Source organism: Streptomyces sp. PsTaAH-124 (genome assembly GCF_000373685.1).
In the GTDB taxonomy this organism is placed as follows: Bacteria; Actinomycetota; Actinomycetes; order Streptomycetales; family Streptomycetaceae; genus Streptomyces; species Streptomyces andamanensis.
This window is the reverse complement of the sequence record NZ_KB892175.1, coordinates 20,076-34,689: the sequence shown is the minus strand read 5'-3', so window position 1 is coordinate 34,689 and position 14,614 is coordinate 20,076. Positions and strand designations below refer to the sequence as shown.

General features: G+C 76.2%; 13 protein-coding genes. 7 read left to right on the top strand and 6 right to left on the bottom strand.

All coding sequences use genetic code 11. From position 1 onward, the window contains the following. Nucleotides 1-3 precede the first annotated feature (3 nt). Genes B086_RS0121070 through B086_RS0121045 form a run of 6 tightly spaced genes read left to right on the top strand, consistent with a single transcriptional unit; the run spans nucleotide 4 to nucleotide 6,848 of the window. Nucleotides 4-1,395, top strand: a complete 1,392-nt coding sequence (locus B086_RS0121070) for an O-antigen ligase family protein (protein WP_018568407.1) — start codon at nucleotides 4-6, stop codon at nucleotides 1,393-1,395. Further along, complete coding sequence (murJ, locus tag B086_RS0121065; protein WP_026252623.1) at nucleotides 1,392-3,089, top strand: murein biosynthesis integral membrane protein MurJ; 1,698 nt, start codon at nucleotides 1,392-1,394, stop codon at nucleotides 3,087-3,089. Before B086_RS0121070 ends, murJ begins: the two co-directional genes overlap by 4 nt. Then, a complete protein-coding gene (locus B086_RS0121060) occupies nucleotides 3,073-3,846 on the top strand; it encodes a polysaccharide deacetylase family protein (protein ID WP_018568405.1) in 774 nt (257 codons plus the stop codon). The genes murJ and B086_RS0121060 overlap by 17 nt, the downstream gene beginning before the upstream one ends. Nucleotide 3,847: 1 nt before the next feature. Then, nucleotides 3,848-5,032: a glycosyltransferase gene (locus B086_RS0121055; protein WP_018568404.1), complete on the top strand. Its 1,185-nt coding sequence runs from the start codon at nucleotides 3,848-3,850 to the stop codon at nucleotides 5,030-5,032. After that, entirely contained in the window at nucleotides 5,029-5,682 is a 654-nt protein-coding gene (locus B086_RS0121050) for a hypothetical protein (protein WP_018568403.1), read from the top strand. The genes B086_RS0121055 and B086_RS0121050 overlap by 4 nt, the downstream gene beginning before the upstream one ends. Next, nucleotides 5,679-6,848 (top strand): GNAT family N-acetyltransferase, encoded by a 1,170-nt coding sequence (locus tag B086_RS0121045; RefSeq protein ID WP_018568402.1) that lies wholly within the window; start codon nucleotides 5,679-5,681, stop codon nucleotides 6,846-6,848. Before B086_RS0121050 ends, B086_RS0121045 begins: the two co-directional genes overlap by 4 nt. On the opposite strand, the gene B086_RS40470 is transcribed toward B086_RS0121045, so the two are convergent. The 4 genes from B086_RS40470 to B086_RS0121025 all read right to left on the bottom strand — a co-directional run bounded on the left by B086_RS40470 (nucleotide 6,834) and on the right by B086_RS0121025 (nucleotide 10,251). Next, a complete protein-coding gene (locus B086_RS40470; protein WP_158690407.1) occupies nucleotides 6,834-8,441 on the bottom strand; it encodes a glycoside hydrolase family 26 protein in 1,608 nt (535 codons plus the stop codon). The genes B086_RS0121045 and B086_RS40470 overlap by 15 nt on opposite strands. A 216-nt stretch (nucleotides 8,442-8,657) precedes the next feature. Beyond that, nucleotides 8,658-9,242 carry a chaplin gene (locus B086_RS46110; RefSeq protein WP_026252620.1) on the bottom strand — a complete coding sequence of 195 codons (585 nt, stop codon included), beginning with the start codon at nucleotides 9,240-9,242 and terminating at the stop codon, nucleotides 8,658-8,660. Between the two features lie 134 nt (nucleotides 9,243-9,376). Further along, entirely contained in the window at nucleotides 9,377-9,604 is a 228-nt protein-coding gene (locus B086_RS0121030) for a chaplin (RefSeq protein ID WP_018568399.1), read from the bottom strand. Nucleotides 9,605-9,858: 254 nt separating this feature from the next. Further along, nucleotides 9,859-10,251 carry a rodlin gene (locus B086_RS0121025; RefSeq protein ID WP_026252619.1) on the bottom strand — a complete coding sequence of 131 codons (393 nt, stop codon included), beginning with the start codon at nucleotides 10,249-10,251 and terminating at the stop codon, nucleotides 9,859-9,861. Nucleotides 10,252-10,498: 247 nt separating this feature from the next. Between B086_RS0121025 and B086_RS0121020 the strand changes: the two genes are divergently transcribed. After that, nucleotides 10,499-10,891 carry a rodlin gene (locus B086_RS0121020; protein ID WP_018568397.1) on the top strand — a complete coding sequence of 131 codons (393 nt, stop codon included), beginning with the start codon at nucleotides 10,499-10,501 and terminating at the stop codon, nucleotides 10,889-10,891. An 81-nt stretch (nucleotides 10,892-10,972) separates the two neighbouring features. Here the strand turns inward: B086_RS0121020 and B086_RS0121015 are convergent, their stop codons facing one another. Both B086_RS0121015 and B086_RS0121010 read right to left on the bottom strand, forming a co-directional pair. Further along, nucleotides 10,973-11,845, bottom strand: coding sequence for an ABC transporter permease (locus B086_RS0121015; RefSeq protein WP_018568396.1), 873 nt, complete (start codon nucleotides 11,843-11,845; stop codon nucleotides 10,973-10,975). Beyond that, nucleotides 11,842-14,502: a CocE/NonD family hydrolase gene (locus B086_RS0121010; protein ID WP_018568395.1), complete on the bottom strand. Its 2,661-nt coding sequence runs from the start codon at nucleotides 14,500-14,502 to the stop codon at nucleotides 11,842-11,844. The genes B086_RS0121015 and B086_RS0121010 overlap by 4 nt, the downstream gene beginning before the upstream one ends. Nucleotides 14,503-14,614 lie beyond the last annotated feature (112 nt).

The following is a 14,614-nucleotide window of genomic DNA, read 5'->3' as shown; positions in this document are numbered from 1 at the left end:
GACGTGTCCCAGGCCGCCCTGCCCGAGCCGGCGCACCGCGGCGCCGAGGCCGCCCCGCCGGCCGCGCGGCGCGCCGCGCCGGTGGTCCGGCGGGTGCCGTACGGTCCGGTGCTGCCCGTGGTGGCGGTCCTCGCGGCGCTCGCCGTGCCGGTGGCGCCGGGCGGCGCGGGCGGCGCGGGTCCGGCCGACGTGGTCTCCGGGCTGCTGGTGCTGTGCTGCGCGCTGCGGCTGCTGCGCGCACGGCGGCGCCCGCTGACCCCGGTGGCCGCCGTGGTGCTCGGGCTGCCGGTGGCGGGCTTCGCCCTGGCGGCGCTGACCGCGCTGGCCGTGTCTCCCGCGCCCGCCGTGTGCGCGGGGCTCGCCCGGTATCTCCAGGTGTTCGTGCTGGTCCCGGCGGCCGTGCTGCTGCTGATCCGGGACCGCGCCGACTTCCGGGCGGCGGCCTGGGCGTTCGTGGGCCTCGCGCTGTGGCAGGGCGGCGTGGGCACGCACCAGTACCTCACCGGGACCGGCGCCTCCTACCAGGGCGCGCCGGTGCGGGCCGTGGGCACCTTCGGCGCCGGGGACGTGATGGGCATGGCCACGGCGGTCGCCCTGGGCCTGGTGTGCGCGACCGGTCTCGCGCTCGGCCGGGACACGCGCACGCGGGAGCGGGCGGTGGCCGCCGGATGCGCGGCGGTGCTGCTCGTGCCGCTGGCGCTCTCCTTCAGCCGGGGCGCCTGGATCGCCACGGCCGTGACCTGTGCGGCGCAACTGCTGCTGGCCGGGGTGCGGCGCGCGCTGGCGGCGGGCGCGGTACTGGCCGCGGCGGCGGTGGTCCTGGTGGGCGGCCTGGGCGTCGGGACGGCCCTGCTGGCGGAGCGGTTCGACAGCATCACCCGGGTCGCCGACGCCCCGGACCAGTCCGTACGCGACCGCTACGCGCTGTGGAGCGCCGCGGTCGGCAGCTGGCGCGAACATCCGGTGACGGGAGTGGGGTTGAAGAACTTTCCGCAGGTACGCGACGGGCACGCCCCGATGTCCCTGTCCGCGGCGAGCGACACCGGGGGCGCGGGCGCCGCGTTCCGGCGGCAGCCGCTGCTGTCGCCGCACAACATGTACCTCCTGGTCCTCAGCGAGCAGGGCCTGGCCGGGCTGACCGCGGTCGCCGGGAGCTGGCTGGCGCTGCTGGTGTGCGCGCTGCGGGGGCTGCGGCGCGCGCGGCGGGAGCGGCCCGCGCGGGCGGGCGGCCCCGCCTGCGGGCTCATCTCCTGCGGGCTGCTGCTATGGCAGCTCGTCGACTTCGCCTACGGGGACATCGGCGGCCCCTCGACGGTGCTGACCGCCCTGTCCTTCGGGCTGGTGGCGTGGTGGGCGACGGCCGCGGAGCCGGGTCCGGGAGGTGGCGCGCGATGACGGTGACGCCCCCTCCCCCACCGCCGCGCTCCGGCCCTCCGGGCGGCGACGGCACGGCGACCGTGCCGTCCGCGCGCGGCGCGGCGACGGCCGTCGGCGCCGTCCGCGCGCTCCCGGCCCCGGTCTCCGCCTCCCGGGGCTTCCTGGCCCGCGCCACCCTGGTCACCGTCGTGCTGTCGGTGGCGGGCTCGCTGCTCGGCCTGGTCCGGGACCAGTCGCTGGCCCGGCTGTTCGGCGCCGGGTCCGACACGGACGCCTTCCTGGTCGCCTGGACCGTGCCGGAGTTCGCCGCGACCCTGCTCATCGAGGACGGGCTGGCGTTCGCGCTGGTCCCGGCGTTCAGTGCGGCGCTGGCCCGGCGGGCGCGCGGCGGCGCGGGCGACCCGGTGCGCTCGCTGGTGACCGGCACGCTGCCCCGGCTGGCCTTCGCGTGCGCCGCGGTGTGCGCGCTGGCCGTCGGCGCCGCCCCGCAGCTCGTCCAGGTGCTGGCGCCGGGCCTGCCCGACCCGCGGCTGGCCGCCGACTGCACCCGGCTGACGGCGACCTGCGTGCTGAGCTTCGGACTCGCCGGGTACGGCAGCGCCGTGCTGCGGGCGCACGGCCGCTATGTGGCGCCCGCCTCGATCTATCTGGCCTACAACACCGGTGTGGTCGCCGCGATGTTCCTGCTGGGCGGCGCGTGGGGGGTGCGCTCGGCGGCGGCCGGGGTCGCGGTGGGCGGCTGTCTGATGGTGGCGGTCCAGGTGCCCGCCCTGTGGCAGCAGTTGCGCACCGGCGTACGCCCCGGACCCCGCACGGGCGCCCCGGGTGCCGCCGCGCACCCCATGGACTTCGCGGTCGTCGCCACGGTGCTGCTGTTCGCGCTGTGCCGCCAGTCGCAGGTGCTCATCGAGCGGTTCCTCGCCTCGCCGCTGCCCGCCGGGGCCATCTCGCACCTGAACTACGCGCAGAAGGTGGCCCAGATCCCGATGACGCTGTCGCTGATGCTGTGCACCGTCACCTTCCCGGTGGTGGCGCGGGCGCTCGCCGACGGCGACACCGTACGGGCCCGCGACCGCGTGGAACGCGACCTGGCGCTGGTCGCCGGCCTGGTGCTGCTGGGCGCGGCGGCGGTGATCGCCTGCGCCCCGCAGATCATCCAGCTCCTCTTCCAACGCGGCGCGTTCACGGCGGACGACACCGCCGCGACGGCCGGTGTCATGCGCGTGTACGCGCTCGGGCTGCTCGGCCAGGCGCTGGTGGGCGCCCTGGTCCGCTCGTACTTCTCCGGCGGGCGGCCCGCCTGGTACCCGGTGGCCGCGATGACCGCGGGCATCGTGGCGACCTCCTGGATCGGCGCCGCGGCCGTCGGTCCCTGGGGCGTGACGGGCATCGCCGCGGCCAACGCCGCCGGCATCACCCTCACGGCCGCGCTGCTGCTGGCCGGTACCGGCCGCTGCGGGGTGCCGCTGCGGGTGCGGCGGGTGCTGGCGGAGACGAGCCGGCCGCTGCGCGCCGCGGTGGTCGCCACCGCGGCCGGGGCGTGCGCGGCGGCCCTGCCCGGGTCCCCGGCGGCGGGCCTGGCGGCCGGGCTGCTGACCGTCACCGCCGTCCATGTCCTGCTCGCCCGTGCCCTCGGCGCCGAGGGCGTCGAACCCGTGTTCCGCTCCTTGCGCTCCGTCACCCGAAGGGTCCGGCATGGCCTCTCCCGCTGACACCGTCCCGCTCACCGGCACCGGCGAGCCCGCCGGTCCCCTCCCCGGGCCCTTCCCCTGGGTGGCGATGTACCACTCGGTGGGCGACCGCTCGCCCGACCCGTACCGCGTCACCGTGACGCCCGAGCGGCTCGCCGCGCAGCTGCGCTGGCTGCGGCGGCGCGGGCTGCGCGGGGTGTCCGTACGGGAGCTGCTGGCCGCCCGCGCGGCGGGCGGCGGGCAGGGCCTGGTCGGGCTCACCTTCGACGACGGCTACGCCGACTTCGTCACCGCCGCGCTGCCGCTGCTGCACCGGCACGCCTGCGGCGCCACGCTGTTCGTGCTGCCCGGCCGGCTCGGCGGGCACAACGCCTGGGACCCGCGCGGCCCGCGCAAGCCGCTGCTGAGCGCCGACGGCATCCGGCACGCGGCGGCCGAGGGCGTGGAGATCGGCTCGCACGGGCTCACCCACACCGACCTCACCCGGGCCGACGACGCGGCCCTCGCCGCCGAGGCCGGCACCAGCCGGGCGCTCCTCGAAGAGCTGACCGGCGCGCCCGTGGACGGCTTCTGCTATCCCTACGGCGCGGTGGACGCCCGGGTGCTGGCCGCCGTGCGCGAGGCCGGGTACGCGTACGCCTGCGCCGTCGCGCCCGGCCCGCTGACCGGACCGCACGCGCTGCCCCGGCTGCACATCGGGCAGCGGGACACGGCCTGGCGGCTGCACCTCAAGCACCGGCTGCACCCGCTGCGCCGCCGCCCTGTGCAGGGCGTGTGAGATGCGCGAACTGCGGGTCCTGCACATCATCACCGGTCTCGGCGTGGGCGGCGCCGAGCAGCAGTTGCGGCTGCTGCTGCGGCATCTGCCCGTCTCCTGCGACGTGGTGACGCTCACCCGGCCCGGCGCGGTCGCCGCCGGGCTGAGCGCCGACGGCGTCCGCGTCGTCCACCTCGGCATGGGCGGCAACCGCGACCTGTCCGCGCTGCCGCGCCTGGTCCGGGTGATCCGCGCGGGCCGCTACGACCTCGTGCACACCCACCTGTACCGGGCCTGCCTGTACGGCAGGATCGCCGCCCGGCTGGCCGGTGTCCGCGCTGTCGTCGCCACCGAGCACTCGCTCGGCGAAGGGCAGTTGGAGGGGCGCCCGCTGACGGCGGGGGTGCGCGCGCTGTACCTGGCCGGGGAACGGCTCGGCTCCACCACGGTCGCCGTCTCCGCCACGGTGGCCGACCGGCTCCGGCGCTGGGGCGTGCCCGCGCCGCGCATCGAGGTCGTCCCCAACGGCATCGACCTGGACCGCTTCCGCTTCGACGCGGCCCGGCGCGCCGCCACCCGCCGCCGTCTGGGCCTGCCCGAGGACGCGTATGTGATCGGCGGCATCGGGCGGCTGGCCGCGGGCAAGCGCTTCGACGTCGTGGTCCGCGCCCTGGCCCGGCTGCCCCGCGACCACTGGCTGCTGCTGGTGGGCGGCGGCCCCGAGGAGAGCGTGCTGCGCCGCACCGCCCATGAGGCGGGGGTCGCCGACCGGGTGCTGTTCGCCGGGGAGCGGCCCTGCGCACCGGACGGCTCGGCGGGCCCCGATCTGCCCGCGCTGGCCGCCGCGATGGACGTGCTGGCCTCGCCGTCCCCGCAGGAGGCGTTCGGTCTCGCGGTCGTGGAGGCGCTGGCCGCCGGGCTGCCCGTGCTGTACGCCTCCTGCCCGGCCGTGGAGGACCTGCCCGCGCACGCCGCCGCGGGCGCCCGGCGCGTCCGGGGCGGCCCCGAGGCGTACGCCCGCGCGATCACCGAGGTACGCGCCCGGGGTCCGCTCCCCCGTACGCCCCCGGACGCGGCCCGCCACTACAGCATCGCCCGCACCGCCGCCCGGCTGCTGGACGTGTACACGGCCACCCTGTCCGCCACCGCGTCCCGGCCCCCGGGCCGCCCCGCCCCGATCCCACCCCAGGAAGCGACCGCCCCATGACCGAGCAACCGTCCCGGCCCCGCCGCCTGTCCCTCGCCCGTGTCCGGCACCTGCCGCCCTGGTCCCTGGTCGCGGCCGGCACCGTGGCCGGCGGGCTGCTCGGCGGCGCCTACGGCGTCCTCGCGCCGCCCGTCTACTCGGCCACCAGCTATGTCGTGGCCGTCCCCGACCAGAAGTCCGACCCGGCCGCCGCGCTCGGCTTCGCCCAGGCGTACGGGCGGGTCGCCACCCAGGTCGCGGTGCTCGGGGACGCCCAGCGGCAGGCGGGCGTCCCGGTGCGGACCCTGCGGCGCGACGTGCGCGCGGAGACCTCGCCCGACGCGCCGATGATCGCCGTGACCGCCATCGCGGGCCGTCCGGGTCCGGCCGCCGCCATGGCCGACGCCGTCTCCGCCGCCCTCACCCGGCACGCCACGCAGACCACGGGCAGCACGCACATCTCCCTCGTCCGCTTCGCGCGCGCCGTACGCCCCACCGACCCGTCCTCGGCGTCCCCGGCGGTGACCGGGCTGGTCGGGGCGAGCGCGGGCGGTCTGCTCGGCGCCCTGGCCCTGCTGGTACGGCCCCGGCGGAACACGCCCGGCGACCCCACGCACCCCCCGGCGGTGCCCGGCCCGGCCCCCGCCGCCGACGTCCACGGCCGGCTGTGACCGCCACCCGCCTCGCGCCCCCGCCGCGCGCGGCCCAGCCCGGCCTCACCACGGAACTCGTCACCGACCCGCGCGCCTTCGCCGCCCTCGCCCCGCAGTGGACCCGCCTGGCCGGACACTGCGCCGCCGCCACCCCGTTCCAGAGCCACACCTGGCTGCACTCCTGGTGGCAGTCGTACGGCACCCCGGGGCGGCTGCGGCTCCTCCTGGTCCGCGAGGGCGCCGAACTGGTCGCCGCCGCGCCCCTGATGCTGCGCCGCGCGCCGGTGCCCGCGCTGGTCCCGCTCGGCGGGGCGGTCTCCGACTACGCCGACGTCCTGATCGACGACCGGCGTCCCGGCCCGGCGGCCGACGCGCTCACCGGGGCGCTGGCCGAGGCCGCCCGCACCGCGCTGATCGACCTGCGCGAGGTGCGGCCCGGCAGCGCCGCCGAACAGGTCTACGCCCGCTGGGACGGCCCCCGGCACCGCGCGCCGGACTCGCTCTGCCTGGAGCTGCCCGCCCTGCCCCTGGACGAGTTGGCCGCCCGGCTGCCGTCCGCCAGGGCCCAGCGGGTCCGCGCCCAACTGCGCAGGCTGCGCGCGCTCGGCGTGGAGCGGCGCGTCGTACGTCCCGAGGAGGCCGGCGCGGCCGTGGAGCGGCTGCTCGCGCTGCACCGGCTCCAGTGGCAGGGCCGCGGGGTCACCCCGGAGCATCTGCGGACGCGCTTCCAGGAGCACCTGGCGCGGGCGGCGGGCCCGATGGCGCGCGCCGGGGAGGCGGTGGTGACCGAGTTCCGGCTCGACGGCGAGGTGGTGGCCGTGGACCTCACCCTGCGCTCCGGCAGCCTGCTGGGCGGCTATCTGTACGGCGCCCATCCGCTGCTGCGCGAACACAAGGTCGATGTGGCGGTGATGCTGCTGGAGGCGTGCGCCGCGCACACCGGCGACGGCGCCCCGGACACGCTGAGCCTGCTGCGCGGCGACGAGCCCTACAAACACCGCTGGCGCCCCCGCCCGGTCGCCAACGAGCGGCTGCTGCTGGCCCGGCGGCACACCGCGCCCCTGCTGTCCGCGGTGCGCTGCGCGACGGCCGGCCGGACCCGGGCCAGGGACCTGCGTGCACGCGTGCGGCGCGGGGAGGGGAGCGGGGAGGGGCACGTGCGCCGTGGCCTAACGGACACCTGACGAGCCGTCCGCCACGGGCGCGGCGAGGGGTGCGGGGGCCGGTTCCGAGGGCGGCGCCGGGACCGACGGCGGTGTCGGGGACATGGTCTGAGGCGGCGTCAGGGCCGGCGCCTGCGGCGGGGTCGGGGCGGGCGCCGGTTGCGGGGCCGAGGTCTCCGGTTGCGGGGCCGAGGTCTCCGGTTGCGGGGCTGGGGCCTGGGGCAGGAGCGGGATGCCCGGGGGCGTGGGCGTCGGGGCGATGAGGTCCGTACGGCCGAAGAGGATCGCGCGGTAGACGCGCGAGGAGGCCGGGTTGGCCGCGCACTGCCAGACGCCGTGCGGGCAGTAGTCGGTCAGGGTGTTGTAGAGCGGCCGGTGCGCGTCGAACCAGGCGAGCATGGACCGCATGTACGCGGCGTTGTCGCCGTTGCGGAACAGCCCCCACTCCGGGTAGGAGACCGGCTTGTGGTGCGCCTTCGCGAAGTCCACGTGCGCCTGGAGTCCGTAGGGCTCGCGCACCTGCTGGTCGAAGGTCAGGCCGGTCGGCTGGTCGTAGGAGTCCATGCCGACGATGTCGACCACGTCGTCGCCCGGGTAGCACGCGGTCCAGGGCACCGCGTCCCGGCCGCGGTTCGGCGCGAAGTCGAAGCGGAACCGCTGGCCCGGCACCGAGCGCATCGCGGTGACGATGTGCCGCCAATAGGTCTTCCACGCCTCGGGGTCGGGGCCGCAGCGGTGGGTGTAGGTGGTGCCGTTCATCTCCCAGCCGAGCACGAGCACCGTGTCCGGCACCCGCAGCGCGACCAGCCGCTGGGCGAGGGCGCGGAAGTGCGCGTCGAACAGCCCGGCGGCGCCCTGCCGCAGCAGGTACCGCACCTGGCCGTCCGAGAAGTGGTCCTCGTTGCGCTCCAGCAGCGGGACGTTGAGGACGAGCAGCCGGTCGGGCCGCTGCTGCCGCCACTGCGCCCAGACGTCGAGGAAGCCGGGGGCGCCCTCGATGTCCCGCCAGCGGTCGCCGGGCAGATAGGTGTGGCCGACGCGCAGTTCGGCGCCGCCCAGCCAACTGCTGAGCTGTGCCATCCGGGCCACGCCCCGCGCGTCCGACTCCAGGAAGGCCCCGAAGGCGGGCCGCCGCATGCCGGGCACCTGCGCCGGGAGCGGCACCGGGGAGACCGGGGAGGCAGTGGGAGACGCGGGCGGAGCGGGTGGAGCGGGAGGAGAGGGCGTGGCGGCGGGCGCGGACGGGCTCTCGGCCGCGCCGGACGGACCCGGTGGCACCACGGGCGGACCGGGCGTCTCCCCGGGCGGTGCGCCCGGACTCGCCTCCGTGGCGGGCGGGTCGGGTACGGCCGTGGGCGGATCCGGCGGGACCAGGGGCGTGCCGGGCGGGAGCAGCACCGGCGAGGAAGGGTCCGCCACCAGCGAGGCGGGGTCCGCCGCCGACGCAGTGGGCGGCGCCGAGGACGGACTCGCCTGCGGCGCGGGCGGATTCGGCGGCGCCGCCGGGTCCGGGTCCGCCGCCCCTGCCGCGGCCCCGCAGGCCAGGGCGGCCGATACGACGGCCGCCGCCGTGACGGCGGCCAGCCTCCGGTTCCCGTGTCGCCGTGCAGTCATGCCCGCTCCTTCCCTCACGCCGCCACAAAGGTCCCTGACGGATCGTCAGCGTGTCCTCTGAAGTCAGGCACGGGAGGAGCGGGGGCGCCACCGCCGGTACGGCCTTCGGGTGCGCCGCGCCGCCGGCCGGGTGACATCGCCCGGAAACGGCCGCCGCCGCGACCGGCCGCCGGGGCGGCGCGGTCGCGGCGGCCTTGCGTCGGCCCCGCGGGCGGACTACCGGTGGGAACCGGCGGACCGGCCACGGCGGTAGAGGACCGTGCCACCGGCGATCAGCACCGCGCTGACGGCCGAGGCACCGATGAGCGCACCGGTGTTGCCGCTGCCGGTCTCCGCCATCTGCGGCGGGGTGTGCTCGACGGGCGGCGGGGTGGTGTGGTGCGTGGCCGGCGGAGTGCTCGGCGGGGTGGCGGGCGGGGTGCTCGGCGGCGGGGTCGAGCACGGCCCCGGGGAGGGCTCCTCGCCGTACGCGCCGGAGGAGGGCTGCTCCCCGTACGCGCCCTGGTCGTCGCAGTCGGGGGTGTGCGACGGCGGCGGGGTGGGCTTCTCGGTGTGGTCCGAGACGTTGGCGCACTTGTTGCCGAACGCGGGGTTGAGCGCGGCCGCCGCGTCGACGGTGTTGCCGCAGGCGTTCACCGGTACCTCGACCGGCGCCTGGATGGTGTTGCCGGACAGCACGCCGGGCGAACCCGCGCTGACTCCGTCCGCCGTCGAGTCGGCGAAAGCGGCGCTGCCGTACAGGGACAGCACGCTCGTCGCGGCTGCCGCCGCGAACACTCCCCTGCTCAGGGTCTGTCGCAATCTAGTGGTCTTCCTGCTCGAAGCCGCCGGGGCGGCTTGAGGAACGTTCAGATGAGGGAGGGCCGGCCCTGGGTCGCGAGTTCGACGTCCAAGGCCGGCCCTGACACGGCCCGGAGGCCGGTGTGCCCGCGCGGTCAGCCGTTGACGCAGGTGTTGCCGAACGAGGGGTTCAGCAGCGCGATGACGTCGATGGTGTTGCCGCACACGTTGATCGGGACGTGCACGGGGACCTGGATGGTGTTGCCGGAGATGACACCCGGCGAACCGACGGCGGCGCCCTCCGCGCCCGAGTCGGCGAAGGCGGGGGCGGCCATGCCCAGAGCCAGGATGGCGCCGGTCACGACAGCGACGCTCTTCTTCATGGAAGTTCCCTTCTCGGGGCGATGCGCCCCAATGACGGCGAGAAACCCAGTGCGCACGACCTCGAAAAGTCGCGGCCCTGAACGAGGAATAGACGTAATGGAAAACGGCGGAACGTAGATCGCCCGACAATTCACTCGATTGCCCCGCGCACCGTACGCCTCGCCCTCGGCTGCTCGGGCGAAAGAGTCCTGCGGAAAAGCCCAGGGCGACCGCCGGCACAGCAGCGGACGGCCCTGGGCCGGCCGGAATCGGCTCAGCTCTCGCCGTTAGCCGAGAGGACCGACAGGTCATCCAGCAGGTGCGACAGCGCACCGTCGCGCTTGGCCTGGGTGGAGTTGTCGGAGCACTGCTGGTTCTGCTTGTCCGACAGGACCGGGACGTCCTGCACGTTGACCAGCTGGAGCACGCCGACGTTGGTCTCGTTCAGACCCAGGCACGGCTTGTTGAGCGTGCCCTCGATCAGCGAGAGCTGGGGGCTCATGTCGCCCCTCGTCGCCGAGTTGCCGAACGACGTCGTGGAGCCGACGCCATTGGCGACGGACGGCCCGTTGTCGTTCCCGATGGCAAGCGCCGCGGGAGCAGCCGCCACCGATCCACCGACGACAGTTGCGGCGGCCGCAGCGGCGACCATTGCCTTCTTGAGCACTGCGCGTTCCTTTCCTCGTAGCGACGCAGGTCCTACTGCCTCCTCAACACGAGGGGAGATGTTTGGTTGCGGGGGTTCACCCGGTTGGCCCGCATGGCGTTCCCGAACGCCTGAAAATCACGGAGTCCGGAAAACACACAAACACTTCGCCGCATCCGCCGTGGGAGTGAACGGGAGAAACCCGCGCGCCTGAGGGGAGTTGACCAGGACGCTCCGGAGACGGGGTTTCCTCAGAAAGGACCGGCCAGTGATCAAGAAGTTTGTCGCCACCGCCGCCATCGCCGCCTCCGCGATGGGCGCCACCGCCGCCGCGGCCCCGCAGGCCCTCGCGATCGGCAACGACAGCGGCCCCACCGTCGGCAACGGCAACGGCGCGTGGGAGAGCTACGGCAACGCGACGACGTACGGCAACATGAGCCCGCAGATGGCGCTCATCCAGGGGTCGTTCAACCGGCCGTGCCTCGCGGTGGGCGAGCTGCCGGTCGGGGTGCTCCAGGCCGTGAACGTCCAGGACATCCCGATCCTGTCGGACAAGCAGAACCAGCAGTGCACGGAGAACTCCACGCAGGCCAAGCGGGACGGCGCGCTGGCGCACCTGCTGGAGGACGTGTCGATCCTGTCGGCGAACAGCGAGCGCTGACCGCCCCGGACCGCCGCGAGGAGCGGGCCGCCGAGTGTTCGGCGGCCCGCTCCCGTGCGTCCGGGCGGCGGCCCGCGACGCCTACGACACCACGTCCTTGCGGGCGAAGCCGCGGAAGGCGAGGGCGAAGAGCACCAGCGCGTAGGCGACGGAGACCGCCGTGCCCTGGATCATCCCGGCCCACTCGGGGTGCGGCTGCACGGCGTCGGCCCAGGCGAACTGCCAGTGCGCGGGCAGGAAGTCGCGCCAGTGGCCCAGCGCCGTGACGGCGTCCAGGACATTGCCCACGATGGTCAGTCCGACCGCGCCGCCGACCGCGCCCAGCGGCGCGTCGGTCCGCGTGGACAGCCAGAACGCGAGCCCGGCGGTGACCAGCTGGGAGACGAAGACGTACGCCACGACCACCACGAGGCGCTGGGCGGCGGTGCCCGCGGCGAGCGCGCCGCCGGTGGGGATCTGGAGCGGGCCCCAGCCGTAGGCGGCGGTGCCGACGGCGAGCGCGACCACGGGCAGCAGCACCATCGCGGCCAGGCTCAGGCCGAGCCCGACGACGAGCTTGGACCACAGCAGCCGGGCCCGGGGCACGGGCGCGGCCAGCAGATAGCGCAGCGAGGACCAGCTCGCCTCCGAGGCGACGGTGTCCCCGCAGAACAGCGCCACCGGGATCACCAGCAGGAAGCCGGCCGAGACGAACAGGCTGACCGCGGCGAAGTTGGCGCCCGACGCGGTGGCCGTGTCCATCAGGGTCACCTGGTTGTTGCGGCTGCCCGGGTCGCCGCCGATCGCGAAGGCCACGGCGAGCACGAACGGCAGGGCGGCCAGGATGCCGCCCATGATCAGGGTGCGGCGCCGCTTCAGCTGCCGGGCCAGCTCCACGCGCAGCGGCAGGGTGCGTCCGGCGTGGTAGCCGGAGGCGGTCTCCCCGGCCGCCGCTCCCTCGGTGAGCGTGCTCATGCGGAACCTCCGATCAGGGTGAGGAAGGCGTCCTCCAGGCGGCGGTGCGGGCCCACGGAGGCGACGGGCACGTCCAGCCGCACCAGCTCCACGACCAGGCGCTCGGCGGTGCCGCCGGGTTCGAGGCGGACCAGCAGGCCGTCGTCGGTGCGGACCGCCGAGGCCACGCCCGCCAGTGCGGCGACCTTCCCGGCCACCGGCTCGTCCACCGGGGTCGCGGTGCCGACCAGCAGGGTGTCGCCGGAGCCGATGATGTCGCGGACCGGACCCGCCTGGACCAGCCGTCCCCGGTCCATGACGACCAGGTGCGTGCAGGACTGCTCGACCTCGGCGAGCAGATGGCTGGAGACGATGACGGTGCGCCCGCCGGCCGCGTACCGGATCATCACCTCGCGCATCTCGCGGATCTGCGGCGGGTCGAGTCCGTTGGTCGGCTCGTCCAGGATCAGCAGGTCGGGCAGGCCCAGCATGGCCTGGGCGATGGCCAGGCGCTGGCGCATGCCCTGTGAGTAGGTGCGCACCGCGCGGGCCAGGGCGTCGCCGAGGCCCGCGATCTCCAGGGCCTCGTCCAGACGGGCGTCCTCGGCCGGGCGGCCGGTGGCCCGCCAGTACAGCTCCAGGTTCTCCCGGCCGGACAGGTGCGGCAGGAAGCCCGCGCCCTCGACGAAGGCGCCGACCCGGGACAGGACGGGCGCGCCGGGCCGGATCGCGTGGCCGAAGACGCGGATCTCGCCCTCGTCCGGCCGGATCAGGCCCATCAGCATGCGCAGGGTGGTCGTCTTGCCCGCGCCGTTGGGTCCGAGCAGGCCGAGCACCTGGCCGCGCTCCACCCGGAAGGACAGCTCGCGCACGGCGTACCGGTCGGCGGACTTGGCGTAGCGCTTGCTGAGGCCGGTGATCTGGAGCGGGACACCGGCGAGGGCCGGGTCGGGCGCGGGGGCCGCGGTGCGGCGGCGGGCGGTGAGCAGCAGGGCGAGGGCGAGCGCGGCGCCCGCGGCGGGCAGCCACCACACCCAGGAGGGCAGCGGGGCCGCCGCCGTGGTCACACCGGGCGCGGTGGGCACCGTCAGCGGGCCGCGCAGGGCCGCGGTGTAGGTGGCGGGGGCGGCCGGGGAGGCGTAGCCGAGGTCGGTGGAGGCGAGGACCAGGCGGAGCCGGTGGCCCTTCTGCACCTCGTGGTCGATGGCCGGGAGGGTGAGCCGGACGTCCTTGCCGGCCTTGGCGCCCTCGACGCGGACCGGGGTGACGAGCTGGGCGGGCAGCACCGGGCGGGCCGAGCCGGGTCCGACGTCGTACACCTTGGCGAACAGGACCGCGTCGTCGCCGGTGGAGGTGATGTGGACGGTGGCGGTCGGGGAGCCGGTGATGCGCAGGTCGTGGTCGACGGGGGCCGACTGGAAGCTCGCGTTCTGGCCGGGGAAGTCCAGGGAGACGCCGAGGCCGAGCGCGGAGAGCTGGGTCAGTGAGCCGCCGGCCGCCCCGGCGAGGCCGGGCAGGGCGGAGACGGCGGGCGGGCTGCCGCCGGGCGGGTTCTGGAAGCGCTGGGTGCCTCCGGCCAGGGCGACGGTGTGCGTACCGCTGCTCAGGCCGGGGTACGCGCTCGCGCTCGCGCCGCGCAGCAGGGCGGCGCCGTCGGTGGAGTCGACGCCGCCGGTGCGGGTGACGCGGAAGGCGGGGCCGGTGGCCGCGTCCTCGTCGCCCTTGAGATAGCGGTCGAACCAGCCTTCGACGCGGTCCTGGACGCGGGCGTTCTCCAGGTCGCCGCCGTCGTGGCCGCCCGCGATCCAGTCGACGTCGACGGGCGCGCCGCCCGCCCTGATGGCCCGCTGGGCGGCGTCGGCCTGGCCGAGCGGGAAGAGCGAGTCGGTCTGGCCCTGCACCAGCAGGGTGGGCACCTTGATCCGGGCGGCGACGGCGGACGGGGAGCGCTCCTGGAGCAGCCGGGTCGCCTCGGCGTCGGGCCGGCCGGACTCGGCGACCCGCTGGTACATCGCGCACAGCTCGGGCTGGAAGCGGGCGCAGCCGCCGCCGGAGTCGAAGAAGATCCCGGCCCAGAGCTTCTTGAAGACGCCGTTCGGGAAGAGGGCGTCCGCCAGGTTCCAGTAGGTGATCGCGGGGGCGATGGCGTCGACCCGGTGGTCGTACCCGGCGGCGAGCAGGGAGACGGCGCCGCCGTAGGAGGCGCCGGCCAGGCCGACGCGCGGGTCGCCGGGTCCGTCGAGGCGGACCTGCGGCTGCCGGGCCAGCCAGTCGATGAGCCGGCTGACGTCGGCGACCTCGCCCTTGGGGTCGTTCAGCCCGATCTTCCCGGTGGACCGGCCGAAGCCGCGGGCCGACCAGGTCAGCACCGCGTACCCGTCGGCGGCGAGGTCCTCGGCCTGCTGCCGTACGTCGTCCTTGGTGCCGCCGAAGCCGTGTCCGAGCAGGACGGCGGGGTGGCGGCCGGAGCCGGCCGGGGTGAACCAGGACGTGTCGATGCGCACGCCGGTGCCCAGGTCCATGATCCGGTCGCTCCGGTGGGCGGCGGGGCGGGCGTCGGCGGTGGCGGTCGCGGTCCAGGTGCCGGCCCCGGCGAGCACCGCGACGGCGGCCCCGGCGGCCAGCCACCGCCGGGGCCCGCGCAGCAGTGCCCGCGGTCCGGGCAGTCGCAGATCCATGCCACCACCGTACGGTCCGCCACCGACAGCGGATGCCACCGCCGGACCGAACCTCCGCCCCTCCCCCGGGAGTACGGCGCGGCGCCCGCGTACCACGGTTGCGGTACGCGGG